Annotated in this window: 20 protein-coding genes; 8 read left to right on the forward strand and 12 right to left on the reverse strand. The window is 63.5% G+C overall.

Features of this window, described 5'->3' with window-relative positions; genetic code table 11:
* Window positions 1-100: 100 nt before the first annotated feature.
* The 3 genes from NL2_RS04705 to NL2_RS04715 all read left to right on the forward strand — a co-directional run bounded on the left by NL2_RS04705 (window position 101) and on the right by NL2_RS04715 (window position 3,454).
* On the forward strand, window positions 101-601 hold the full coding sequence (locus NL2_RS04705; protein ID WP_084355867.1) for a nuclear transport factor 2 family protein: 501 nt from the start codon (window positions 101-103) through the stop codon (window positions 599-601).
* Window positions 598-1,392, forward strand: coding sequence for an SDR family NAD(P)-dependent oxidoreductase (locus NL2_RS04710; protein WP_068072280.1), 795 nt, complete (start codon window positions 598-600; stop codon window positions 1,390-1,392). The genes NL2_RS04705 and NL2_RS04710 overlap by 4 nt, the downstream gene beginning before the upstream one ends.
* Window positions 1,393-1,474: 82 nt before the next feature.
* Window positions 1,475-3,454, forward strand: coding sequence for an oxidoreductase (locus NL2_RS04715; protein WP_068072286.1), 1,980 nt, complete (start codon window positions 1,475-1,477; stop codon window positions 3,452-3,454).
* Between the two features lie 194 nt (window positions 3,455-3,648).
* Here the strand turns inward: NL2_RS04715 and NL2_RS04720 are convergent, their stop codons facing one another.
* From NL2_RS04720 to NL2_RS04750, 7 genes are read right to left on the reverse strand one after another with little or no spacing between them, the layout of a single operon-like run.
* The gene (locus NL2_RS04720) at window positions 3,649-4,404 is read right to left on the reverse strand and encodes an EthD domain-containing protein (protein ID WP_068072289.1); all 756 of its coding nucleotides are present in this window, start codon (window positions 4,402-4,404) and stop codon (window positions 3,649-3,651) included.
* Window positions 4,392-5,525 (reverse strand): SDR family oxidoreductase, encoded by a 1,134-nt coding sequence (locus NL2_RS04725; RefSeq protein WP_157083031.1) that lies wholly within the window; start codon window positions 5,523-5,525, stop codon window positions 4,392-4,394. The genes NL2_RS04720 and NL2_RS04725 overlap by 13 nt, the downstream gene beginning before the upstream one ends.
* An 11-nt stretch (window positions 5,526-5,536) precedes the next feature.
* Window positions 5,537-9,004, reverse strand: coding sequence for an indolepyruvate ferredoxin oxidoreductase family protein (locus tag NL2_RS04730; protein ID WP_068072295.1), 3,468 nt, complete (start codon window positions 9,002-9,004; stop codon window positions 5,537-5,539).
* The gene (locus NL2_RS04735) at window positions 8,997-9,704 is read right to left on the reverse strand and encodes a glutathione S-transferase family protein (RefSeq protein WP_068072298.1); all 708 of its coding nucleotides are present in this window, start codon (window positions 9,702-9,704) and stop codon (window positions 8,997-8,999) included. The genes NL2_RS04730 and NL2_RS04735 overlap by 8 nt, the downstream gene beginning before the upstream one ends.
* On the reverse strand, window positions 9,704-11,131 hold the full coding sequence (locus NL2_RS04740; protein ID WP_218006093.1) for an FAD-binding oxidoreductase: 1,428 nt from the start codon (window positions 11,129-11,131) through the stop codon (window positions 9,704-9,706). Before NL2_RS04740 ends, NL2_RS04735 begins: the two co-directional genes overlap by 1 nt.
* On the reverse strand, window positions 11,128-11,442 hold the full coding sequence (locus NL2_RS04745) for a Rieske (2Fe-2S) protein (RefSeq protein WP_068072304.1): 315 nt from the start codon (window positions 11,440-11,442) through the stop codon (window positions 11,128-11,130). The genes NL2_RS04740 and NL2_RS04745 overlap by 4 nt, the downstream gene beginning before the upstream one ends.
* 7 nt (window positions 11,443-11,449) lie before the next feature.
* Window positions 11,450-11,866: an ester cyclase gene (locus NL2_RS04750; protein WP_068072307.1), complete on the reverse strand. Its 417-nt coding sequence runs from the start codon at window positions 11,864-11,866 to the stop codon at window positions 11,450-11,452.
* 316 nt (window positions 11,867-12,182) lie between these two features.
* Here NL2_RS04750 and NL2_RS04755 point away from each other — a divergent pair, with 316 nt between their 5' ends.
* The 3 genes from NL2_RS04755 to NL2_RS04765 are packed head-to-tail and all read left to right on the forward strand — an operon-like array spanning window position 12,183 to window position 15,736.
* Window positions 12,183-14,504, forward strand: a complete 2,322-nt coding sequence (locus NL2_RS04755; RefSeq protein ID WP_169799465.1) for a TonB-dependent receptor — start codon at window positions 12,183-12,185, stop codon at window positions 14,502-14,504.
* A gap of 34 nt (window positions 14,505-14,538) precedes the next feature.
* A complete protein-coding gene (locus NL2_RS04760; protein ID WP_068072313.1) occupies window positions 14,539-14,970 on the forward strand; it encodes an ester cyclase in 432 nt (143 codons plus the stop codon).
* A gap of 1 nt (window position 14,971) precedes the next feature.
* On the forward strand, window positions 14,972-15,736 hold the full coding sequence (locus NL2_RS04765) for an SDR family NAD(P)-dependent oxidoreductase (RefSeq protein ID WP_068072316.1): 765 nt from the start codon (window positions 14,972-14,974) through the stop codon (window positions 15,734-15,736).
* A gap of 56 nt (window positions 15,737-15,792) precedes the next feature.
* Here the strand turns inward: NL2_RS04765 and NL2_RS21375 are convergent, their stop codons facing one another.
* Genes NL2_RS21375 through NL2_RS04780 form a run of 3 tightly spaced genes read right to left on the reverse strand, consistent with a single transcriptional unit; the run spans window position 15,793 to window position 17,739 of the window.
* The gene (locus NL2_RS21375; protein ID WP_369405437.1) at window positions 15,793-16,152 is read right to left on the reverse strand and encodes a cytochrome C oxidase subunit IV family protein; all 360 of its coding nucleotides are present in this window, start codon (window positions 16,150-16,152) and stop codon (window positions 15,793-15,795) included.
* Window positions 16,062-16,643, reverse strand: coding sequence for a cytochrome c oxidase subunit 3 (locus tag NL2_RS04775; RefSeq protein WP_068072322.1), 582 nt, complete (start codon window positions 16,641-16,643; stop codon window positions 16,062-16,064). The genes NL2_RS21375 and NL2_RS04775 overlap by 91 nt, the downstream gene beginning before the upstream one ends.
* Before the next feature lie 4 nt (window positions 16,644-16,647).
* Window positions 16,648-17,739 (reverse strand): hypothetical protein, encoded by a 1,092-nt coding sequence (locus tag NL2_RS04780; protein ID WP_169799467.1) that lies wholly within the window; start codon window positions 17,737-17,739, stop codon window positions 16,648-16,650.
* Between NL2_RS04780 and NL2_RS04785 the strand changes: the two genes are divergently transcribed.
* Window positions 17,729-19,861: a molybdopterin-containing oxidoreductase family protein gene (locus tag NL2_RS04785; protein WP_068072327.1), complete on the forward strand. Its 2,133-nt coding sequence runs from the start codon at window positions 17,729-17,731 to the stop codon at window positions 19,859-19,861. The two genes, NL2_RS04780 and NL2_RS04785, sit on opposite strands and share 11 nt — an antisense overlap.
* A gap of 417 nt (window positions 19,862-20,278) precedes the next feature.
* On the forward strand, window positions 20,279-21,280 hold the full coding sequence (locus NL2_RS04790) for an AraC family transcriptional regulator (RefSeq protein WP_169799468.1): 1,002 nt from the start codon (window positions 20,279-20,281) through the stop codon (window positions 21,278-21,280).
* Between the two features lie 41 nt (window positions 21,281-21,321).
* On the opposite strand, the gene aldA is transcribed toward NL2_RS04790, so the two are convergent.
* Window positions 21,322-22,761, reverse strand: coding sequence for an aldehyde dehydrogenase (gene aldA / locus NL2_RS04795; protein WP_068072332.1), 1,440 nt, complete (start codon window positions 22,759-22,761; stop codon window positions 21,322-21,324).
* Window positions 22,758-23,984, reverse strand: a complete 1,227-nt coding sequence (locus tag NL2_RS04800) for an alpha-hydroxy acid oxidase (protein WP_068072335.1) — start codon at window positions 23,982-23,984, stop codon at window positions 22,758-22,760. Before NL2_RS04800 ends, aldA begins: the two co-directional genes overlap by 4 nt.
* Window position 23,985 lies beyond the last annotated feature (1 nt).

Genomic DNA, 23,985 nt, shown 5'->3' on the forward strand with positions numbered 1-23,985 from the left:
GTCATGAGCGGGGTGGATGGCTTGCGGGTCCGCCCCGGCTGCGCCAGCTAGATTGCCGGATCCGGGCAAGCCGGGCTTATGGTGAAGAGGCAGGCAGCCTATGGGCGCAGTTCAGCTCGCGGATATGGAAAGCGTGGCCGCCGTTCTGGCGATCCACACACTGAAGGCGCGCTATTTCCGCTGTATCGACGCGCGCGACTGGGCATCGTTGCGGACGCTGTTCACGCCCGACGCCACGTTGCATTTCACCGAGGCCCAGAATGCGCCGCTCGACCTGGAAGCGTCGATCGCCTTCATCGCCAGCGGCATGGAAGGCAGTGTCAGCGTGCATCACGGTCATATGCCCGAAATCGAGATCGACACGCCCACCACCGCGCGCGGCATCTGGGCGATGCAGGATCGGCTGTGGTGGCAGCCGGGCGGGCAAAGTCGGCTGGGCCTCGCCGCGCTGGAAGGCTGTGGTCACTATCACGAGGAATATCAGCGGGATGACGGCATCTGGCGGATCCGTTCGCTGCTGCTGATCCGGCAATGGGTCAACGCCGTGCCGATCGCCGCGGCGGACCAGGATAGCATGCAGAACCGGGGAATTGGGCAATGAACAGGCTTGAAGGCAAAGTCGCCATCGTGACGGGCGGCGCGGGCGGCATTGGTGCGGCCACCGCACGACGTCTGGCGCGCGAGGGCGCGAAAGTACTGGTCGCCGATATCGCCCACGAAGCGGCCGAGGCGGTCGCTGCAGCGATTGGCGACGCGGCGCACGGCTATGCCTTTGACGCGGCCGACAACGACTCGGTCGAGGCGATGGTGGAATTTGCGGCGCAGCATTTCGGCCGGCTCGACATTCTGCACAACAATGCGGCCTATGTCGGCGCTGATCTGGCGCGCGATTCCAAGGTCACCGACATCCCTTACGATCTGTGGGACAAGACCATGGCGATCAACTTGCGCGCCTATTTCGTGGGCTGCCGCTTTGCCATTCCGCACATGGCGCGCACCGGTGGCGGGTCGATCATCAACACCGCTTCAGGCTCGGCGTTTCTGGGCGATCTGGCGCGGGTGGCTTATGGCACGTCGAAGGGCGCGGTGGTCTCGCTGACCCGCTATGTCGCCACCCAGCATGCCGCCGAGGGCATCCGCTGCAATGCGATCGCCCCGGGCCTGATCATGACCCCTGCCTTCGCCAATTCGGGCCAGACCAACCTGGAACCGTTCATGAAGCAGATCCTGTCGCCGCGTGTTGGCACGCCCGACGATGTGGCGGCGGCGGTGGCTTATCTGGCGTCGGATGAGGCGGGCTACATCACCGGCACCGTGCTGCATGTCGATGGCGGGCTGTCCGCGCATCAGCCCTATGTCGCCGATTTTGAAGCGATGCTGGCAGGCGGCTGATCCGGCGCGGCCAAGAACTTACCGACGAATTCGGCACGGGCGACGGGCAAAATGCGCCGGTCCTGCGGCATGGGAGACAAGCATGGCCCTGAAACTGGTTTATGAACCGCTGACGATCAAGGGGCTGGAGATCAGGAACCGGATCGCGCGCCCGGCGCATGGCACCATGCTCAGCAACTATGGCGCCATCACCGATCGTCTGATCGACTATCATGTGGCCCGCGCCAAGGGCGGTGTGGGCCTGTCGATCCTCGAAGCCGCCACGGTGCACCCGTCCTCGGTGCTCAGCCTGTCGAACATGGATGACAGCGTCATTGGCGGGTATCAGAAGCTGATGGCGGCGATCCGCCCGCACGGCATGCGCGTGTTTCAGCAGATCTGGCACGGCGGACATATCTATCCGGTGATGGATCAGTCCCCGCCATGGGGCGCATCGGCGGTGCCCAATCCGGCCACCGGCATCGTGCCCAATCCGATGGGCATTGCCGAGATCGAGGAAGTGATCGCCGCCTTTGCCGCATCCGCCCGGCGGTGCCGCGAAGGCGGGATCGACGGGGTCGAAATCCATGCCTCGCACGGTTACCTCATCATGCAGTTCCTGAACAAGCTGACCAACCAGCGGACGGACCGCTATGGCGGATCGCTGGAAAACCGGATGCGCTTCCTGCGCGAGATCATGCATGCGGTACGCGCCGAAGTGGGATCGGACTATCCGGTGGGCATGCGCGTTTCGGTCAGCACCGGCGCGGGCGGGCTGGACGAGGACGAGATCAACACCGTGGTGCGCGCCTTGCGCGACGAGGATTTCATCGACTTCCTCGATGTCAGCTACAGCGACTATTACAATTTCAAGTTCGTCGCGGCGATGGATCAGCCGATGGGCTACCAGCTTGAATCGTCCCGGAAGATCACCGCCGCCACGCCCGAAGTGCCGCGCTTTGTCATCGGGCGGTTCCGCACGCTGGACGAGGCGGAGCAGATCCTGCGCGATGGCATCGCCGATATCGTCCACATGAACCGCGCCCACATCGCCGACCCCGATATCGTGCGCAAGACCCAAGCTGGCCATCCCGAACAGGTGCGCGCGTGCATCGGCTGCAACCAGGCCTGCTGGCAGGCGACCAACCTGGGCTATCCGATGTCGTGCACGATCAATCCGGCCGCCGGGCTGGAAGGAACGCTGTCCGAAGACCTGGTGATGCCGGTGGAGACGCCGGGCAAGGTCATCGTCGTGGGCGGCGGTCCGGGCGGGATGGAGGCGGCGCGCATTGCCCGCCTCAAGGGCCACGAGGTGATCCTGGTCGAAGCGGGGCCATCGCTGGGCGGCCAGCTGGTGCTGGCCCGCCGCGCGCCGTTCCTGCACACCATCGGCGACATTGCCTTCTGGCTGGAACAGGAAATCTACCGCCTCGGTGTCGATGTGCGCACCTCGAACTACTGGGATGCGGACGATGTGGCCGCCGAAAACCCCGATCATGTGGTGATCGCCACCGGCGCAGTGCCGCGCGACAACGGCGTGCAGTACCGCTATCCGGCGGAGCCCGTCCCGGGGTTCGATACCGCCCGCACGGTGTCGGCGGTCGAACTGCTGGCGTCGCCGCAGATGGATCTGGGGGAAACCGCCGTCGTGTTCGATGATGTCGGCCATTATGAAGGGCTGGCGGCCACCGAATACCTGCTGTCCAAAGGGCTGAGGGTGACGTTTGTCACGCGGTTCGAAACGGTCGCGCCGCTGCTCGATTCGGTCACGCGCGTCGATCCCGCCTTCCGCCGTTTTGCCGAAACCGGCCGGTTCGATCTGATGATCCGCAGCCGCATCCTGCGCCTTGGCAACGGGGTGTGCGAGGCCCAGACGTTGTATGAGGGGCAAAGCCGCACGATCCCGGCCGACATCACCGTCTTCATCAACGCCAAGCAGCCCCAGCGCGACGTCTATGACGCGTTGCGTGAAAAGGGCTTCGTGCAAGGGCAAAACCTGACCATCGTCGGCGATGCCCGCGCCCCGCGCGATCTGCAGTTCGCCATTCAGGAAGGCCACCGGCTGACGCGCGCCATGGTGTGACCAGCGGGGTTGGCCAACGGCAGGACCGGCCGCACTGTCAGCGTGGTACGCATCGCTTGGTAACCCGATAAGGGCAGGGGCTCTCATGCCCCGCCCCCGCAAGCCTGCCAGCCCGTTCCGCTACTTCAACGCATCGCCCTAGGGATCCCCTTCGTGGCCATGATGTACGTGCGCTTTCCGCTCTTGCTGCGCTATCACCCACCGGACCCCGGCTTGTACAAGGCGTCCTCGACCTCCATCGTCAACTGGTTGTCGGCGCCGGCCTCGTCGATCGTGCGAACGGCGTCCCAACCGCGCAGGCCCACTGGCGTGGCACGACCGGACTCGACCAGGACGAACGTCTGATCGAGCCAATAAGTTGCGGCGGCCGTTTCGGACACTCGGGCCAATGCGCCGCTCGCCGATCCTGCGTCGGGCCAGACGCCCTGCAGCAGCGTGGCGAAGCGCCGGCCTCGTCCGCCTTCGTCGACGTCCGTTGCATTCCACGCGGCGGGGTCGCCGGTGGTCAGGTTGAAACGCGCCAGAAAGGTCGGGCCGGACGCCAGTAGAACGCTCGAAATTTCAACTGGATCGACACCCCGCGGTACGACCACGAACGCAGACTGGCCGTGCTCGCGCTCGCCGTCGATCAGGAGGGTATCGGCCCCCGCCGTCAGATTGTAGAGCAAGGCGCGACGGAACACGTTCTGTTCGTCGCGGTGAATGTGTCCGGTCATGGCACTGGTGGCCAGCCCCTGACGATCATCTTCGCTGGCGAAGGTCACGATCGCAATGCCTTCGAATGGCTCCGCCTCCGCCGAGAACGGCGTCACATGATGCTGGGTATAGCTGGCAAACCCAGGAATCCGCGCGGCCATCACGCCATGAATGTCGCGCCAATACCGCGAGAACAGGTCACGCGACATGCCCGGCTTGCGCTCGAGCAAGGCGACTGTCGTTACGCCGACCATAGTCCACCCTCCACCGGCAGGATCGCGCCCGAAAGGTAGGCTCCGGCACGCGACGCCAGGAAAATGACCGTGCCGCCGATGTCATCGGGCGAACCGAGCCGATGGGCTGGAATTCCCTCGATCATCTGCTCCTTCAGGCCCGGGACGGCATCGAAAAAGCCCGTGGTCATATCGCTGGGGAAAAAGCCCGGCGCGATCGCATTGACCGTGATGCCCTGCCGCGTGAGATCGGATGCCAGCGCGCGGGTCAGTTGGTGCACCCCGCCTTTCGTCGCGCTGTAGGCATAGGCCATGCTGCTTTTTGCCCACAGTGCGGCAATCGAGCCGATGTTGATCACGCGTGCCGGATCGCCCGCGCCGGCTGCGGCCTTGAGCTGCGGCAACAGTGTCTGAACCAGGAAAAACGGCGCGCGCAAGTTCAGCGCCACTTCGCGATCCCACTGGTCTGCCGCCAGAGCCTCGATCGGCGCGGCGGTGAATGTTCCGGCGTTGTTGACCAGGATGTGAACCTTGTCCGTGTGGCTCTGGACCGCTTCTGCCGCGGCGCGCACTCCGTCCATGGTCGACAGATCGTGCGACAGCAGGGTGCAACTGCCCCGCTGCGCCAAGGCAGCGGCGAACGCCTCGCTCTCGGTGCCGCCGCGCGCGACAATCAGGACGCGGGCGCCAGCATCCACCAACGCGGTGCTGATCATGGCGCCAACACCCTTGGCGCCGCCGGTGACGACCGCGACTTTGCCAGCGATCGAAAACAGGTCGGCGGGCGGGGAAATCACGACATGCGGTTCGGTCACGAACGACAGCGAACTGGTCAGATCGACGAAGTTGGGCTCGTCCGGGCGGATGTCGGCGAGATACCGCGGCTCGACAAAGGCCTGCGCCAGAGCCTCGGCATTCCGGAAGGTCAGCACCGCGACACCATCGTAATCGCCGGAGACGCCGAACATCGCGGCCACTGGCGATGCGCGATCGACAAAGTGATGCTGGACATAGCTGATCAGGTGCCGCGTAAAATCGGTGCAGGCGCCAAGCAGGGGGGCGTGGACGTCGCGCCAATAGGTCGAAAACTCGGCCGCCGACATTCCGTGGCGGCGTTTGATGCAAACGACCAGCGTGGTCATGTCGGTTCCTTTCACGCGGCGCGCTGCGCATTTGCCGACGATTGGGCATCGAACCGGGCGATCGTCTGGGCCCGCAGCGCCGCGACACTGGCGGCATTGGCTTCCTTGACGTGGCCGAAGCCCCGGATCTGCCCGGGCAGGCTGGCAAGCTCTATCGCTGTGGCGTGATTGGCAGGCTGGAGGGCGGCGGCAACGCGGCGCATCAGCGTTTCGTATTCATCGATCAGGCGGCGCTCCATGCGCCGTTCTGCAGTGCGGCCGAAAGGATCGAACGCGGTGCCGCGCAAGCCCTTGAGCTTTGCCAGCACGGCGAATCCCGTGGCCATCCACGCCCCGAACTCGCGCTTTTTGAGCTGCCCGGTCGCCGGATCGCGCTTGGCGAACAACGGCGGCGCCAGATTGTAGCGCAACTTTGCGCCATCTTCGAACGCTGCGGCGATCTGCGCCTTGAACGCCGGGTCGGAATGGAGGCGGCCGACCTCGTATTCATCCTTGTAAGCCATCAGTTTCGCGAAGTTGCGAGCGACCATCACCGCCAAAGCGCTGCTGCCAGGCAGGGCTTGCGCTTCAGCTGCCGAAACTTGATCGACCAGTGCGCGGTACCGCACGGCATAGGCTGGGTTCTGGTAGGCGGTCAGCAGAGCGCTGCGGTGCGCCACGATCTCGTCGAGGTCGGTCAGCGGGACGAATTCGGGCAGCGGGCGGTTGCCCGCCACCGCCACGTCGATCCGCGACCGGTCCGCGGCCTGAAGTCGCCCGAGGTTGAAGGCCGCCTTGTTGAACGGCACCGAAACGGCATTGATCTCAACGGCGCGTTCGATTGCCGCGGGGCCGACGGGCAAAAGGCTCAGCTGGCTGGCGTAGCCGAGCATGAACAGGTTTGCGGCGATCGTGTCGCCCAACAAGGCCAGGCCCAGTCCGGTCGCGTCGACGGCATGGACTTCGCGCGACAGGCGTTCGAGCCGCTTCAACATCAGCGATTGGTCGAGCGTCATGTCGGGGTTGCGCTGGAAGGACGGTGTCGGGGTGATCCGCGCGTTGGCCACGGTGCGCGTCCGTTCGGGATCGAAGCTGACCACGGGCTCCTTGGCGAGTGCAGCGACAATATCGAAAGCAAGCGCCAGATCGGCATCGCCCACGCCCAGTTTCTGCGCTCCGAGCGCTTCGACCGAGGCGGCTATGCGAACATGGCTGAAGACCGCGCCGTTCTTCTGGCTGAGCCCGGTCATGTCGAACACCGAACAGGCCTTGCCCTCCAGATGTGCGGCCATCGCGAGCAACGCGCCGATTGTGACGACACCGGTTCCGCCGATACCCGATACCATGATCGAATATTCGCCATCCAGCGGCACGACGGCAGGATCCGGCAGCCCGGTGATCGCCTCGCCGGCCAGCGCCGATGCCTTGGGCTTGCGCGGCTCGGCATCGAGCACGGTCACGAAACTGGGGCAAAAGCCCTTAACGCAGCTGTAGTCCTTGTTGCAGTTCGACTGGTCGATCTGGCGCTTGCGCCCCAGCTCGGTTTCGAGCGGCCACACGCTGACGCAATTGGACTGGACCGAGCAATCGCCACAGCCTTCGCAGACGGCCGCATTGATGAACATGCGCTTGGCTGGGTCCGGAAACTTGCCACGCTTTCGGCGGCGGCGCTTTTCGGCGGCACACGTCTGTTCATAGACGATGACCGTGGTGCCCGCGACATCGCGCAATTGGCGCTGGATCGTGTCGAGTTCGTCGCGGTGGTGGACCTGGACGCCGGGCTCAAGGCCGCTGTCGCTGCCGTACAGTTCCGGCCGGTCGGTCACGACAACGCAGCGCACCGCACCCTCGGCCATGACCTGGCGCGTGATGTCGCCGACCGATAACGGACCGTCAACCGACTGGCCGCCGGTCATCGCGACGGCATCGTTGAACAGGATCTTGAAGGTGATGTTGACCTTGGCCGCCACCGCACCGCGCACGGCAAGCAGCCCGGAGTGGTAATACGTGCCGTCACCCATGTTCTGGAAGATGTGCGGCATGTCGGTGAAGTGGGCCTGCGAATACCAGTGCGCCCCTTCGCCGCCCATCTGGGCGTTGGGCAGCATGTCGGGTCCCGAATACATCGCCATGGCGTGGCAGCCGATGCCGCCAGCGGCGCTGCTGCCCTCGGGGAAGCGCGTGCTCGTATTGTGGGGGCAGCCCGAGCAGAAATAGGGCGAGCGCGCCGCGTCGGCCGGTTTCATCGCGCCGACGGTAACGATCTGCCGGCCAAGCCGGTCGGCACGGTCGAACGCGTCCGGCGCGTCGATACCCAGCCGGCGCAGGCGTTCGGCGATGACGATGGCCAACTGGATCGCTTCCAACTGGACGTCCGACGGGATCATGAATGCGCCGTCTTCATCGACCTTGCCGACGATGCGCGGAGCATCGGGCCGGCCATAGAGCGCCGCTTTGGCCTGCGCTTCGGTGAGCCCGTCCTTTTCCTCGATGAACAGCAATTCGTTCTGGCCCCGGGCAAACTCGTACAGGCCTTCGCGCTCTACCGGATAAACGCAGCCGAGCTTGTAAAACGAGATGCCCAAGGCGCCCGCAGCCGCATCGTCGAGGCCGAGCATGGTAAGCGCCTGCCGGGCGTCGGGCACTGCCTTGCCCGACGATACGATGCCGAGGCGACGCTTCGGGGCATCGAACAACACCCGGTCGATGCGGTTGGCGCGGACGAATTTTTCGACGAGCGGCCAGCGAAAGCGCTTGGCCACGATCTCTGACTGGACGCGATCGAGATGCGTGGGAAAGTTGTGGAATCCGGTGGCGGGCGCCTGGCCCCGCTCAGGAAGGACGGGCCCGTTGTCGCCAACGCCGATGCGTACCGTCATGGTCTGCTCGAGCACTTCGTTGCACAGCTTGAACCCGGTGAAGAGCCCGGTGTAGCGCGACATTGCCCAGCCCAGCAGGCCAAGATCGAGAACATCCTGCGTGTTGGACGGCGCAAGGATGGGCATCCCGGCGTGCATCAACGCCATCTCGCTCTGATGCGCCACGGTCGATGATTTGCCGCTGTGATCGTCGCCGGCAACGATCAGCACGCCGCCATTGGGATGGGTGCCGGCCAGGTTGCCGTGCTTGAACGGATCGCCAGAACGATCGACCCCCGGACCCTTGCCGTACCAGATGGCGAAAACGCCATCGCGATTGGCGCCAGGCAGGGTCGCGAGCATCTGTGTGCCCCACACCGCAGTGGCCGCGAGATCCTCGTTCACGCCGGGCTGGAAGACGATGTCCTGCGCGGCCAGATGATCCTTGGCGCGCCACAGTTCCAGATCGTAGCTGCCCAGTGGCGAGCCACGATAGCCGGAAATGAAACCAGCGGTGTTGAGCCCGTTTCGCCGATCACGCTCGCGCTGCAGCATTGGCAGGCGCACCAGCGCCTGCGTGCCGTTCATCAGGACCGTATCGTCCTGGACTTCGTATTTATCGTTCAGCGTGACGTCACGCATGGGTCTGCTGTCCTGACAAGAATGGCGGCGGGGCGCGATAAGGTGCGTCGTGGTCCGCAAGATATTGGCGGAAATGGAGTTCGAAGTCGGCCATGATCAGGCGGCTGCTGTCGCGCTTCGCCATGCCGTTGAACCATGCCGCCAGGCCTGCCTCGGCGATGACCGAGCGACCATAGACGAAGTGGCCGACGCGCTCGGCTATGTCGAAGTTGTAAAATGCGAAGAGATCGGCCTGGCTGATGGCGCTTCCGACGAGAAACGGATCGGAGCGGCACAGCATTCTCAACGCACGCGTCGAGCGGTCGAGCGTCGCCGCCACACTATCCACGGTGCGCTGATCGTTGGCGCCGTTGGCGAACACGCCGGGAAACAGGCTGCGGATAGGTGCTTCAAGGTACATCTGGACGATGTTGACGATTTGCCGCGCAGTGGCGCGATCGGCAAGGTCAGCATGTCGCAGCGAATGGTCGGGAAACCGGTCATCGAGGTATTCGGTGATCGCGACCGTTTCGGAAATCCAGCCGTCGGGGCTTTCCAGGACGGGGATCTTGCCCATCGGATTCATCGCCAGGAACGCATCGTCCTGCGCCGCGCGGGCGGTGACGATGTCGTGAACCAGGCGCTTTTCGATCAACGCGGCGCGTGCGATGTTGAAATAATTGCTGACCGGATAGCCGTGCAGGCGGAGCGCGGACGTCATCACGCGGCCCGCGGCGCGACTGGCAGCCTGTCGAAGATCTTGCCGGGATTGAGGATGTTGTTGGGATCGAGCAATCGCTTGATGTCGATCATCAACGCTTGTTCTTCGGCGCTGCGGCTGATCGACAGCCAGGGCTTCTTTTCCAGGCCGATGCCATGTTCGGCCGATACCGACCCGCCACATTGGCGCAGCGGTTCATAGACGCAGCCTTCCACGGCATGGCGGTCATCGTCGCCCCCGGCGCCGATGGCGACATGCAGGTTGCCGTCCCCGACATGGCCGAGGAACGCGATCCTGCCGTCCGGCCAGCGAGCGCGCAGCCGGGCGGCGACGTCCTCCATGTAACCGGCCATGTCGCCAACCGGAAGACTGACGTCGAATGCGTAAAACGGCTGGAAATCGCGAACGACGAATTCAAGGTCTTCGCGGATGGCCCAGATCGCGGTTCGATCGCGCTCGGAACGGGCGAGGATCGCATCGTCGAACAGGCCCAGCTCCGATGCCTCGCCCAGAACGCGTTCGAACAATTCGGCATCACGCTCCTGATCGGACCCGAGCGCCTCGACGATGGCGTAGAACGGCTTGTCCGCAGCAAGCGGCGCCGTGTGACGACCCTCTGCGGTATTGACCCGGTAAAAGCTGTTGTCGATCAGCTCGAATGCACTGAGCAGGCCGCCGAACGCCCCGTCGCAATGGCGCAACAACCGCGAAAGCTGGTCAAAACTGCTGGCCGAAACCAGCGCGGTGTTGCTGCTGACCGGACTTTCGCGCAGTCGCAGGACCAGCCGGGTGATGACACCCAGTGTGCCCTCGCTGCCAATGAACAGCTGCTTGAGGTCATAGCCGGCGTTGTTCTTGATCATCTGGTTCATCGACGAGACAATCCGCCCGTCGGCCAGCACCGCCTCCAGACCCAGCACCTGCTCGCGCATCATGCCGTAGCGGACCACGCGCAATCCACCGGCGTTGGTCGCGGCATTGCCGCCAAGCTGGCATGATCCGCGCCCGCCCAGATCGAGCGCGAAGCTCAGCGCCAGCGGTTCAATCGCTTCCTGCAGTGTTTGCAGGATCACTCCTGCCTGGACCATGGCGGTGCGATTGACCGGGTCGATCTGCTCGATCGTGTTCATCCGTTCGAGGGACAGGACGATTTCGTCGGCGTTCGTCTGTGTCGCGCGCACCCATCCCGACATCCCGCCTTGGACGACCACGGGCTGGCGTGCGGCGTTGCAGGCGGCAATGACTTCGGCAACTTGCTCGGTGGTGCGCGGGCGAACGATCGCGGCGGCTTCGATCTTGTCCATGAAGTAGCCGGGATAACGTGACGATACGTCGGGCCCGGTCAGCACGCCACCATCGCCGGTGATCGCCCGCAGCCGGTCGAGCAGGCTTGCCTCGACGGTCTTTATGGCAGCAGGTTCGCTCACAGCGTTACCCATATGTCATCGCCATCGACACGTACCGGATAGCGCCGCAGCATCAGGTTTTCGTCCTCGCCCGATGCACCCGTTTCGAGATCGAAGCTCCAGCCGTGCCACGGGCAGGTCAGCGTGGTTCCATCCACATCGCCTTCATTGATGGGGCCTTGCGCGTGAGGGCATTGCCCTTGTGTAGCCACGACCTGGCCACGGCAGAGGAACAGCGCAACATCGGTATCGCCGATGGTCGCGAGGGTCGTATCACCCGCTTCGACTGCCGCCAGCGAGCCGACGCGGTATTCCCCGGTTTCGCCGCTCATGACCGGGTCAAGCCGGGATGGCGCCGAGCTGCTGCATGACCGGGATCGCATCCCAGATGCTGCGCTCGAGCACGATCTTGCCGTTCTCGTCCCAACCCATCACCGTGACGCCGCGCGTCTTGGTGACCTTTCCTGCGGCGGGAACGCCGAGAAAATCTCCGGCATGCTTGGTTTCCCAGGTCCACTGGAACGATCCCAGGCGGTTGTCACCGACATAGTCGAACACGTCGAAATCGTTGTAGCTGACCGAGCGATCCGGATTGACGAAGTTTTCGAAAAAGCCGCGCAGCGCGCCCAGATCCTTATCGATCGTCAGGCCGAAATTGACATCTTCGAAATGGATTTCCGGCGAATACAGCGACATCAGCTCGTCGGTCTTGGACGAGAACAGATTGATCCAATATTGCGCCCAATCGCGATTCATAGCCCATCTCCCGCTTGATGTTTTGTGGCCAACGGCCTGGTCGGGTCCTGTTCCGGACCCTGTGGACTATGAAGTGCACACGAGGCCGCTTCAATCCAAGAGCCGGATGTGCCGACAGCGCGCCGTCCGTGACAAAAGTCCAAAGCGGCTCTCCATCGCCCCGGATTCCGGCATTGGGCATCTTTGTCTCGCAAGGGCGGAAGCTGTCACGCTAGGCTCTTCCGAGCGCTGGCCGGTTTCGTGTCTATCCTGCCCCACACGCCGCGTCGAAAGACGAAAGAGCGAAATCAACAATAACCCACAGGAGGGGACCACCATGATCCAGCGCCACCGTTGTATGTACATGTCGCTTGGTGCGATAATCGGATGCGCCATTGCGGCGTCTGCCAGCGCGCAGACGACTGCCGGGCCGCAATCGACCCCCGCGCCCGAAGCCGGGGCGATGCAGCCGGGTTCGGCGGATGCGGTGTCCAGGGAATCGAACGTTCCTGCCGACATCGTGGTGACGGCGACCAAGCGCAACGAAAGCCTGGTCAAGGTTCCGATCCAGGTCAGCGTCTTCACCGAACAGTCGATCAAGGACGCCGGCATCGTCAAGCCTTCGAATTTTCTGGCGAGCGTACCCAACGTCACGTTCATCGAAGACAATGCCGGTGAAGCCTACGTCAACATCCGCGGCCAGACCGCCACGCGCAGTTCGGACCCGAACGTCGCGTTCGTGATCGATGGCGTGACCCTCTCGAGCGTCAAGGGCTTCAACCAGGACCTGTTCGACATCCAGCAAATCGAAGTCCTGAAAGGACCGCAAAGCGCGCTTTATGGGCGCAACGCGGCCGCTGGCGCCATCGTCATCACCACCAAGCGCCCGGGCGACACGCTCGAAGGCCATATCCTGGGGGCTGGCGGCAACTTCAACACCTATCGCGGCAATGCGAGCCTGTCGGGCCCGCTGACGCCGAACCTGGGTTTCAGCGTAGCCGGTTCCTACCGTCACACCGACGGCTCGTACACCGACATCACGACCGGCGAAAAAGTCCAGCGCTCGAAGAATTACAGCCTGCGCGGCCGGCTGGTTTACGACAACCACAGCAATCTCGTGGTCGATCTCAAGGTCGACGGCTATCGCTCGGTCGGCGGGGGGTCTTCGCTGATCACGCAATTCGTGGGGCTTCCGATCGGCGGCTTCGACGGCACCAAGCTGGATGCGAACAACACCAATATTCCGTTTACCTCCGATGTGCCCCACCAGTTCACCGAGCGGTTCCTTGATGCGAGCCTGAAGGTCGAGTTCGACATGGGCTTTGCCAAGCTCACGTCGATCTCCGGCGCGAACAGCCTGCACGAATATTTCGGCAGCCAGTCGCCGCCGTATATCCCGGGCACCGCCACGGTTCAGCAATACGCGTACAAGGACCGCAACCTGTCGGAGGAACTGCGCCTGACGTCGCCCAGCGACGGACGGTTCCGGTGGCAGCTCGGGTTCTATATCCTGCGGTTCGATCGCAATCAGACCAGCAACATCGAACTCAACACGAACCTGATGCTGCCGAAGGATCCGCGCAAGCTCTACACGCCTTCGGACCCCAACCCGAGCGTCGCGTACGACAACCCCATCTACCGCACGACCAGCTATGCCCCGTTTGCCAGCGTACAGTACGACGTGACGCGCCAGCTCCACGTCAGCCTTGCCGGCCGGTATGACACCGAACGGCGCACCATCCGCAATGCCACACCCACGCAGATCAACCCGTTGACCGGGGCGAGCTACAACAACTGTGTGGCGTTGACCGGCCGGTCGCTCGACCAGTGCCGCGATGCCAAGACGTTCAAGCAGTTCGAACCCAAGGCCAGCATATCCTACGATGTAGATGACCTGGGCAGCATTTACGCAAGCTACGGTCGCGGCTTCAAGTCGGGTGGTTTCAACCCGATCGGGTCGCGTCAGACATTGCAGGCGGCGGTGTCTGCGGCGGGCGGAAACCCCGCCACCGTGTTCGTGCAGGATCAGTACCAGAAGGAAGTCTCGACCACTTACGAAGTCGGGGCGAAGGCGAAACTGTTCAACCGGCGGCTTTCGATCAATGCCGCGGCGTTCACGACCGACATCGCCGGCGCCGAACAGTTCCAGTTCTTCCCCAGCGTGGGCCTGCAAACCACCGTCAGCATCGACAAGGTCCGCAGCCGCGGCTTCGAATTCGATGCCGACCTGCTGCTGCCGACCGGCCTGCGCCTGTTCGGTGGCTATGGTTATACCGATGCCAAGGTAAAGGCGTTCGCCCCCAACCCGTCGTTCGTCGGCAACCGTGCGCCGGGTTCGTTCAAATCGACGCTGACGCTGGGCGCGACCCAATCGTTCAATCTCGGCGAACTCCAGCTGGTGCCGCGCGTCGAATACAACCACTACGGCTCCGTGTGGTGGGATGTGGACAACACCCCCGGCACGAAGCGCAACCCGCTCAGCCTCGTCAATGCCCGGCTGACGCTCAAGAAGGGGGATAAGTGGCAGATCTCGGCGTATGGCGATAACGTGTTCAACAAGCACTATTACCAGGAAATCGTGCCGTTGCTCGGTTCGTTCACCGTGAACTATCCGGCCGAACTGCGCACATACGGCATCGAGGCGCGGCTCGATTTCTAAGCGCCGCTGAAAGATCGGAACGGGGAGAGCAGCTATGAATCTCGCGTGGGAGCAAAGCTGGCTCGAACAGTTCAACGACGATCTCGATCGGCTGATGGAAAACTATACCGACACGTTCGAATACGAAGACATGAATCTCGGCGTGACGATTACCAACGACAAGCCGAGATTGCGCGAGTTGTTCAAGACCTTCGAGAACGTCGATCCCGATGCCTCGGAGCATTTCTTCAACGCTACGCGTTACCATGGCGATGAACGCGGCGGTACACTGGAATGGACCTGGGAAATCCGTCACAAGACGGATTTCCTCGGCCTTCCCGCCGCCGGCAAGACCACCCATGTCCGTGGCCTGACGATCCATGCGTTCGACGCTGCGGGCAAGATCATCATCGAGCGTAGCCTGTGGGATACGGCGGCCCTGATGCGCCAACTCGGCCTTGATGCGCCCATGCAACTGGAGTTCTGAGATGTTCGATCTGACCGGCAAGGCCGCTATCGTCACGGGCGCGGGATCGGGTATCGGGGCTGCCATTGCGCAACGGTTCAAGGCCGCCGGCGCGCTTGTGCTCGGCGCCGACATCGCCGACGTCGGCGCATTGGTCGAAAGCTGGGGTTGCCAGTTCCGCCAGACCGATGTGTCCATACCCGAAGAGATGGCAGCGCTGTGTCAGGCCGCAGTCGACCGGTTCGGCAAGCTCGATATCCTGGTGAACAATGCCGGCGTCGCCAGCGCGGCCCCGCTTGCCGATGCCGACCCGGCGCGTTCGGAACGGTTCTGGCGCGTGCACACGTTGGGCGTTCAGAGCGGCATCAAGGAGGCGGGCGCACGCATGAAGCCAGGCAGCGCGATCGTGAACATATCGTCGATCACCGCCGTGCGCGGGTTCGTCACCTGGGGCGAGTATGCCGCGACCAAGGCCGGGATCATCTCGCTGACGCAGACGGCAGCGGTGGAATATGGACCGGCCGGGATCCGCGTCAACTGCGTGGCTCCGGGCATCATCGAAACCCCGATGGCAATGGCGGAAGCACCGGATATGGTCGCCCGCAACGCCGCGGTATTCACCCAGCTCGGCCGCATCGGCCGCCCGGAAGAACTGGCCGCCGCCGTGCACTTCATGGCCAGCGACGATGCCAGCTACATTACCGGCCAGACACTGCTGGTCGATGGCGGCTGGAGCACCGGTCCGTCGATCAAGGGGATCGAACTGGCGCTGTCCACGTCGGGCTGAACCGGCTGCGCCGTCGCCCAAGGCCGCATCGCGCGCCCCGTCGGGCTTCGCCAGCGTCAGCCAGCCAGTGCCGCAAGGTGAAAGCCGATGATGACGCAGGTGGCTGCCGCCACAAGCCCGTCGAAGGCCCATCGCCAAGGGCGCGGCGCCAGACGCAAATCCATGAAGTGCCGGATGACGAGGCGCGCCTTGAACGCCGCGACGAGCATCACGATCACGAAAGCGAGCCCCGCGCTGCTGTGCAGTCCGGCTGTGCCGAACCCCGCAACGGTCGCGAGCAGCAACGCTATCCAGACGATTGTCAGCCGGTCGGGCCGATTTCCGTTCACCACAGGCCCTGCAGATAAAACATCGGAAACAGGAACAGCCACAGCAGGTCGACCATGTGCCAGTAAAGGCCAACCCCGGTAAGCCACGTCTCGAATTCCGGGTCGGTCGATGTACGTGCCATGCGCGCCACGTAACCCAGCAAAACCATGCCGATTGCATAGTGCAGCAAGTGGACGCCCGTCAGCGCGAAGTAGAAACTGAAGAAGTCATTGGTCAGCAGCGTCAGGCCACGCTGGAAATCGGCCGTGTATTCGACCAGCTTGATCACCGCAAAGCCGCTCCCGACCAGCAGCGCGGCGAACAGTTGCCGGCGTGCCCCGTGCCGGTTGCCCTGGGTACCCGCTCTGACCGCTCGTGCCACCAGCCAGCCGCTGGAAACCAGGATCAGCGTATTGGCTAGCCCGAGGCGGGCATCCAGCTGGGCGGCTGATCGGGCAAACTGGACCGGTTGCGCCAGCCGCTCGCCCATGAACACGGCGAAGAAGAGAATGAAACTGGCGATGTCGGCACCGATGAACAGCAGGATGCTGGGGACCGCACGGTCCTCTGCCGTTCCGATTGCCGCCCCTTCGGGCACCGCTTCAGGCCTTGGCCAAGGCGGCCTGCTCGCCATCGAGGATCCGCAGCGCGCGCAACAGGTAGATCGAGAGGATGATCATAACCCAGAAAAACAGGCTGAATTCGACCCAGTAGTTCAACAATCCGTTTCGAGCGAACGGCCCGGTCTTGAAAAAGGGCATAAGCGCCAGGACGACGAACATCGCGCCAACCCACAAGGCAAACCACCCGACCCATTTGGGGACCAGCGGCAGCTGCCTGCGGTCCGAAAGGAAGCAGATGCCCAACGGGATCAGCTGCAGCATGGTCAGGGAAAACGCCAGATCGAAGAATATCCAGCCAAGGTCATAGAGAAGCTGCAGAATCTCGGGGTTCACCGTGGGCCGGAAAGCTGCGGTCAGCCAGATCGATGCCGGGAGGACGAGGACGATCGTCGTAAAGCCCGCACCCCATGTCTGGAGGCGCGAAAGAACGTCGTTGTCGCGTTCCACCGCTTCCATCACCTTTGCGATCGCCAGGCCCCACACGAAGTACAGCACGCCGAACATCATGGTGAGCACCATGCCGATGCGCACCGGCGTCTGGTGTTGCTTGAAATGGTCCGCAATCGCCTGCGCATCGAGCGCGGCCGAATATGGTGGTATGTTGTATCCCAGGACACCCCAGCCAAGGATCAGCGCCACCAGGCAAACCGGTCCCATCCATGCGCAAAAGCGGACATATCGGTAGGGGTTGTGCATTTCGGTCCTCTCCGAATTGCCCGTCATCGTCGATGTTGGCCTTCGCACGCCGGGACACTTCACACTGTTCCATATTGCCTGGCGCCCGTAAGTGCGGAACGGGACAGCTTCCAACCGACCGTGCCATAATCGGGGCCTGGCCGTGCGACGCCCAAACCAGATCGCCGCGCCGCCGCGTTTTGCGTGCCGGACAAGATTGTCTCGCTGGGTCGGTCGCTGTCCCGTCGGGCGCTTGCCTGACGGGGGCTTTAGCGAAAGACTGATCTTGCAGGCCGGCACAAAATCCGGGTGCGAGAGGATGTTGATGGACGAGCCCCTGCGGACCGAGCACGCCTTCTGCCGAATTTGCCTTGGGCACTGCGGCATGCAGCTCACGATCGACCAGCATGATCGCATCGTGGATATTCGCGGGGATCGCGAGCATCCTTTGACGCGCGGATATGCCTGCTTCAAGGGCCTGCAGGCCGAAGAGGCGCATCACGGTCCTGCCCGACTTCTTCATCCCCTGCGCAAGAATGACCAAGGTGAGTTTGCAAGGATCGCATCCGAAGCGGCACTCGACGAAATTGCGCAGCAGATCGAACAATCGATCGAGCGTTACGGTCCCGATTCCGTCGGCGTTTATTTCGGCAATGGTTCGATATTCAATTCGACCGCCGTCTCGATGCAGGCCTCGTTCCTCGATGCCATCGGCTCACGGTCGCGGTTTACTTCGTACACGATCGATCAGTCCGCCAAGACACTGTCGTTCGAGCGTCTCGGGGGCTGGGCCGGGGGCAACCTGCAACTGGAGCAGTGCGATGTGATTCTGTTGATCGGCACCAACCCGCTGCTCTCGCATGGGCTGCTCGGTTTTCTTGCGTCCGATCCGACCAAGCGCCTGAAACAAGCGAAGGCCGCAGGGCTCAAGCTGATCGTCATCGATCCGCGGCGGACGGAGACCGCAGGCTTCGCCGATCTGGCGATCCAGCCGCTGCCGGGGAACGATTCCGCCATCCTGGCGGCCATGATCCGCATCATCCTCGACGAGGGATGGGAGGACAAGGCATTCTGCGAGCGGTATGTCGGCGCTGAAGCCATGCGCAAGTTGCGTACGGCCGTGGAGCCGTTCGACGATGCGTCGGTTGAGGCATCCAGCGGGCTCGAGCGCGGTGATCTCAGATCCGTGGCGGCGATGTTTGCGCGCGATTCCGTTCAGGGCGCTGCCTACACCGGCACGGGACCGAGCATGGCACCGCATTCAAACCTCATGCAGCACTTGGCCGATTGCCTCAACGTGGTCTGCGGCCGCTTCATTCGCGCCGGTGACCGGGTGCTGAGCGTGGACATGATGACCCCGCCGGCAACGTTCCGGGCCGAGGTCATTCCGCCGTCGCGCACGTCATGGAACGCGCCGCCCAGCCGGATCCGCGGCGTGGGATCGCTGGCGGGTGAAAAGACCACGGGAACTTTGCCCGATGAAATTCTTACGCCGGGGGCCGGGCAGGTCAGGGTGCTGATTTCGTGCGGCGGCAATCTCGCCAGCCTGATGCCCGATCAGCAGAAGATGCTGCGGGCTTTCGAGGCGTTGGATCTGAAGGTTTCCATCGATCCGTACATGAGCAACACCGTCCGGCTGGCCGACTATGTCATCCCCCCGTTGATGCAGTACGAACGTGCCGACCTTCCGGTCAGCGCCTATGGCTTTGCCTTTTTCCCGGAGTCCTGGGTCGGCTATTCGCCAGCGATCCTGCAGCCGCCCCAAGGCTCGGACGTGATGGAGGAATGGTACTTCTTCTGGGCGATCGCCAAGCGGCTGGGCAAGTCGCTGAATTTTTGCGGGACCGCGCTCGATCGTGACGTGCCGCCTACTACTGACGAATTGCTGGCCATTCGTTGCAACCATCCGCTGGCCCCGCTGGACGAGATCAAGCGGCACCCTTCGGGCAAGGTCTTCACCGAAGCACAGACCATCGTCCAGCCTCCGCGCCCGGAAGCCACGGCAACTTTCGATGTCATGCCCGACGACGTGTTCGAGGAGCTTGCGGCGGTCGCCGCCGGAATAGCGCGCACCAGACTTGCGGCCAGCGAAGTGTCCCCGTTCACCCACTTGCTATCGACCCGACGGATGCGGAATTTCTACAATTCGATCGGGATGCATCTGGCAGGCACCCGCAATCGCAACCCCTACAACCCGGCTTATCTCAATCCCGCCGATCTGGCAGAAATGGGCCTTGCCAGCGGCGATCACGTGACGATCAGTTCCGATCACGCCAGCATCGAGGCCATCGTCGAAGCCGATTCGGCGGTTCGACCGGGCGTGGTCTCGATGGCCGTGGCATGGGGGGGCCTGCCCGGGGAAAATCTCGATCCGGCGCTCCACGGCTCATCGACCAACATGCTGATCACGACAGACCGTCATGCCGATCCGCTCAATGCCATGCCCAGAATGTCTGCGATCCCGGTCAATATCGCACCGCAAGCGGTCAAGCGGCCGTGGCCCGCCAACGCCAGCTGACGGTCAGGTCGCCTGCCATCCGGAGAACAGGCCTGGACAGGGCCGAGGGTCGTTCGACGCACCACTGCGTCTGCCTCAAAGCTTGGGCGATGAAAGCGCTTCACCGCGATCCGGACGTGGTCAAGCTGCCGTCGATCAACCGCAACGGCACGTTGGAACAGGCGGCGTGGGACGATGCGCAATGCGGTGATCGATGAACAGCTGTTCGACCGACCCTCGGTCAATTCGGTGCTGAACGGCGTTGCGGTGCGGGTTTCGCGATTGATGTCGGCGTCGCAGGGTCTGTCTCATGCCAGCATGACGGACGGCATCGACGGTACGAATGTGCCACAGTGGCATTTCGGGCACCAAGGCGATATAGCCTCTGATGGAGAGGTTGGTGCAATCGGACATATGGTGGAAGTAGGCAAATCGGGATTGACCGGGTGGGTTCTGGCGATGGTGCGCGCGATGCGCGGCCTGGACATCGATGTCGAAGGCGTTCTGGCCGAGATCGGCATGGATCGCGGGCTGCTCGAAGGCGGATACAGCCGCTATTCGCAGGAACAGATCAGCCAGCTGTGGCGCAAGGCGATCGAATTGAGCGGAGAAACGAACTTCGCCCTCAAGGTCGTGGCCGAGATCCGGCCCGCCACGTTCCATGTCGTCGGTTATGCCATGAGTTGCAGCGCCACCCTGGCACGCGCGCTGCATCGTTTTGCTTTCTATTGCCGCCTGATTTCGGATTCTGCGACTGCCACCATCAGCGAGGCAGGTGAGGCCACGACCATCGAATTCCTGTTCGATACCGGCGGCACGCCGCTGATTTACCAGACGATCGACACTGTCCTGGCCGGCACCTTGGCATTTGCGCGGTGGATCAGCGGCGAACAGATCGAACCGCTCGAAGTGCGTCTGCAGCACGCGGCCCCGGCCGACGACGCGGATTATCAGGCATTCTACAGGGCCCCGATCACGTACAGCGCTTCACAGAACTGCATCGTGTTCAAGACTGCCGACCTCGACCGCCCGATTCTGGCTGCCGACGAGGAGCTGGCCTCGATGCTCGACAGCGTCGCCAACCGCTATCTCGAACAGCGCATGTCGGGGCGCATGGCGGTGCGCGTGCGCGACTTGCTGATCGCGACGATGCCCAACGGGGCAGTGTCGAAATCCAGCGTCGCGCGGCAACTCAACATGACCGAGCGCACGCTGCTGCGCAGGTTGAAGGCCGAGGGCACGACTTTCGTCGACGTGCTCAACGACGTGCGGCAGGAACTGGCGTTCCAGTACCTGCGGCGCCCTGGCATTACCGTCAGCGATGTCGCCTACATGCTCGGATTTTCCGATGAGAACACGTTTTCGCGGGCGTTCAAGCGCTGGACGGGTCGCCGGCCCGGAGTGATCGCCCAAGGCCACAGGAAGGAAAGCACCGCCTGATCATGCCGGCCTGACCGATCCGCCAGCCCGGCGCGGCCCGCTCACGTCTGGATATAGGCCACTTGGGTGTGGGTGTACTCGTAAAGGCCGTGCTTGCCGTCCGTACCGCCGATCCCCGACTTGCGTACGCCGGCGTGAAAGCCCTGGATGGCCTCGAAGTTTTCGCGGTTCACGTATGTTTCGCCGAAGCGCAATTCGGCAATGGCTTTCATCGCCGCGTTGAGACTGTTGGTGAAGATCGAAGAGGTCAGGCCATATTCGCTGTCGTTGGCCAATGCGATGCCATGATCGAGATCGTCGATCTCGTGCACCATCACCACGGGGCCGAACAGTTCGCGCTGCTCCACGTGCATGTCGGGCGTGGTGCCCGCAAGGACCGTCGCTGCATAGTGATAACCGCCACCGCGCGCTTCGGCGGTCCCGCCGGCAAGGACTTCGGCTCCCTTGCCGCGCGCGTCTTCGACCATCGCGGCGATGCGATCGACCGCATCGCGATTGATCAGCGGACCCATGTCGATCGGTGCCTCGCCCATCGGATCACCATAGCGGATCGATCCCATGGCCGCGGCCAGCTTGTCGCGGAATTCTGCGGCGACCCCGCGCTGGACATAAATCCGCTCGGCACAATTGCAGGCCTGCCCGGAGTTGAGCGCCTTTGATGCCTTGAGCACGCCGACCGCCAGATCGATATTGGCATCGTCGAGCACGATGGCGGGGGCCTTGCCGCCCAGTTCGAGGCTGACCTTGGTCAGGTTGGCTGCCGCCTTGGCCATGATGCGGGATCCTGCCGCAGAACTGCCGGTGAAGCTGATCATATCGACATCGCGATGGGTGACAAGCGCCTCACCCGTTTCGGCACCGCGACCGTTGACCAGGTTGAACAAGCCGTCGGGCAATCCCGATGCCGCGGCGATTTCGGCAAAGGCGTGGGCGCTGTACGGGGTTTCCTCACTCGGCTTTACCACGATCGCGTTGCCGGTGATCAGCGCGGGGGCGACTTTGCGCGCGATCATGAAGAACGGGAAATTCCACGGCATGATCCCCGCCACCACGCCCATCGGCCGGCGGAACAGGAACATCTGTTCGCCCGGCCGATCGCTCGAGATGACCTCACCCTCGATGCGCCGTGCCCATTCGGCCATGTATTCGAGATATTCGGCCGTGATCCAGACCTCCATTTGCGCCAGCGGCTGCAGCTTGCCCTGCTCCATCGCGACGATCGCGGCGATGCGCGGAATATCGGCCCGGATCGCCGCCGCCATGGCCCTGAGCGGCGCGGCACGGCTGTTCGCGGGCAGGCGGCCCCACGCTACCTGCGCTGCCTTGGCCGCCGCTACGGCCTGGTCGACCAGTGCGGCATCGGCTTCCGGGGTTGCGCCGATGGATCTTTCCGTGGCCGGATTGATGACGTCGATGGCGTCGGGTCCTGACACGAACTGGCCGCCGACGAAGTGGCGGAAGACGGGGCTGAATTCGTTCATCGGTCGGTCCAGTGCATTTGGTGTTGAGCAATCGCGGGTTCGGAAATCGGGCGTTCGTCGAGGAACGCTGGCACTTGCGCGGCCAGGCGCAGGTGGCGTCGGCCCACTTGGTCGACCGACGAACAGCCGAGCAATGCCAGGCCGCGCTCGGTCTCCGCGCGCATCAGCTCGAGCAGGCGGACGACACCGGGCTGGCCAAAGGCTGCCAGTGCATAGACATAAGGACGCCCGATCATGCAGGCGCGCGCACCCATCGCGAGTGCCTTGAGCACGTGCGTGCCGCGACGGACCCCGCCGTCGAGAATTACCTCCACCCGACCGTCGGCGGCATCGACGATGTCGGCGACCAAGTCGATCGTCGCGGCCGTGCCGTCAAGCTGTCGGCCGCCGTGGTTCGATACGATCACCGCGCTCACGCCGTGTCCTGCGGCAAGAACTGCGTCGGCGGCGCACTGCAGGCCCTTGATTGCGAACGGGCCGCCCCAATGGCGCACCAGTTGCTGGACCCGGAGCCAGCTGATGTGCCGTTCCATCTTTTGCGCAAAGAACGCCGCCAGCGTCGAAATGTCCGTGGCCGCCGCGCCAGGCGGGGCGATGTTGGGCATGCTGAACTTTCCGCCCAGCAGATGATCCCGGCACCAGCCGGGCCGCCGTGCGAACTGCAGCAAGCTGCCGATGCCGAGCCGGGGGGGGATGGTCAGCCCTGATCGCAGGTCGCGCTCACGGTTGCCGGCGACCACCGTATCGACCGTCAGGCAAATCGCATCGTAACCTGCGGCCTTGGCGCGATCGATGGCCGCAAAATTCAAGCCATCGTCTGCGAGCAGGTACAACTGGTAGATTTTCGGACCACGAGAGACTTGCGCGATCGCCTCGATGCTGGCCGACGCCATGGTCGAGAGCGCGTAGCCCACGCCCGCTGCTTCAGCCGCACTCGCTACGCCGCACTCGCCATCGGGATGGAACATCCGGCTCATGCCGGTTGGCGCAAGGATCACCGGCCAGGCGAGTTCGCAGCCGAGCACGGTGCGGCGCAGATCAATCTCGCGGATGTCTTGCAGGTACCGGGGAACCAGCTGGTAACGGTCGAAGGCTGCAACATTGGCACGCTTGGTCGTCTCGTCATCGGCGCCGCCCGCGACATAGTCGAAGAGCGGTTTCGGCAACCTGCGCCGGGCCGCGACTTCGAAGTCGGACGCGTTGTGACAGTGGCGCAAAGCCATC

Origin of the sequence: Novosphingobium lentum NBRC 107847, from assembly GCF_001590965.1 — a bacterium.
Lineage (GTDB): Bacteria > Pseudomonadota > Alphaproteobacteria > Sphingomonadales > Sphingomonadaceae > Novosphingobium > Novosphingobium lentum.

What these genes read in the sequence shown, in the direction of transcription:
- NL2_RS04705 (WP_084355867.1), top strand. Translation starts at nt 101, where the DNA reads ATGGGCGCAGTTCAGCTCGCGGATATGGAAAGCGTGGCCGCCGTTCTG.
- NL2_RS04710 (WP_068072280.1), top strand. Translation starts at nt 598, where the DNA reads ATGAACAGGCTTGAAGGCAAAGTCGCCATCGTGACGGGCGGCGCGGGC.
- NL2_RS04715 (WP_068072286.1), top strand. Translation starts at nt 1,475, where the DNA reads ATGGCCCTGAAACTGGTTTATGAACCGCTGACGATCAAGGGGCTGGAG.
- NL2_RS04720 (WP_068072289.1), bottom strand. Translation starts at nt 4,404, where the DNA reads ATGGTCGGCGTAACGACAGTCGCCTTGCTCGAGCGCAAGCCGGGCATG.
- NL2_RS04725 (WP_157083031.1), bottom strand. Translation starts at nt 5,525, where the DNA reads ATGACCACGCTGGTCGTTTGCATCAAACGCCGCCACGGAATGTCGGCG.
- NL2_RS04730 (WP_068072295.1), bottom strand. Translation starts at nt 9,004, where the DNA reads ATGCGTGACGTCACGCTGAACGATAAATACGAAGTCCAGGACGATACG.
- NL2_RS04735 (WP_068072298.1), bottom strand. Translation starts at nt 9,704, where the DNA reads ATGACGTCCGCGCTCCGCCTGCACGGCTATCCGGTCAGCAATTATTTC.
- NL2_RS04745 (WP_068072304.1), bottom strand. Translation starts at nt 11,442, where the DNA reads ATGAGCGGCGAAACCGGGGAATACCGCGTCGGCTCGCTGGCGGCAGTC.
- NL2_RS04750 (WP_068072307.1), bottom strand. Translation starts at nt 11,866, where the DNA reads ATGAATCGCGATTGGGCGCAATATTGGATCAATCTGTTCTCGTCCAAG.
- NL2_RS04755 (WP_169799465.1), top strand. Translation starts at nt 12,183, where the DNA reads ATGATCCAGCGCCACCGTTGTATGTACATGTCGCTTGGTGCGATAATC.
- NL2_RS04760 (WP_068072313.1), top strand. Translation starts at nt 14,539, where the DNA reads ATGAATCTCGCGTGGGAGCAAAGCTGGCTCGAACAGTTCAACGACGAT.
- NL2_RS04765 (WP_068072316.1), top strand. Translation starts at nt 14,972, where the DNA reads ATGTTCGATCTGACCGGCAAGGCCGCTATCGTCACGGGCGCGGGATCG.
- NL2_RS04785 (WP_068072327.1), top strand. Translation starts at nt 17,729, where the DNA reads ATGCAGCTCACGATCGACCAGCATGATCGCATCGTGGATATTCGCGGG.
- aldA (WP_068072332.1), bottom strand. Translation starts at nt 22,761, where the DNA reads ATGAACGAATTCAGCCCCGTCTTCCGCCACTTCGTCGGCGGCCAGTTC.
- NL2_RS04800 (WP_068072335.1), bottom strand. Translation starts at nt 23,984, where the DNA reads ATGGCTTTGCGCCACTGTCACAACGCGTCCGACTTCGAAGTCGCGGCC.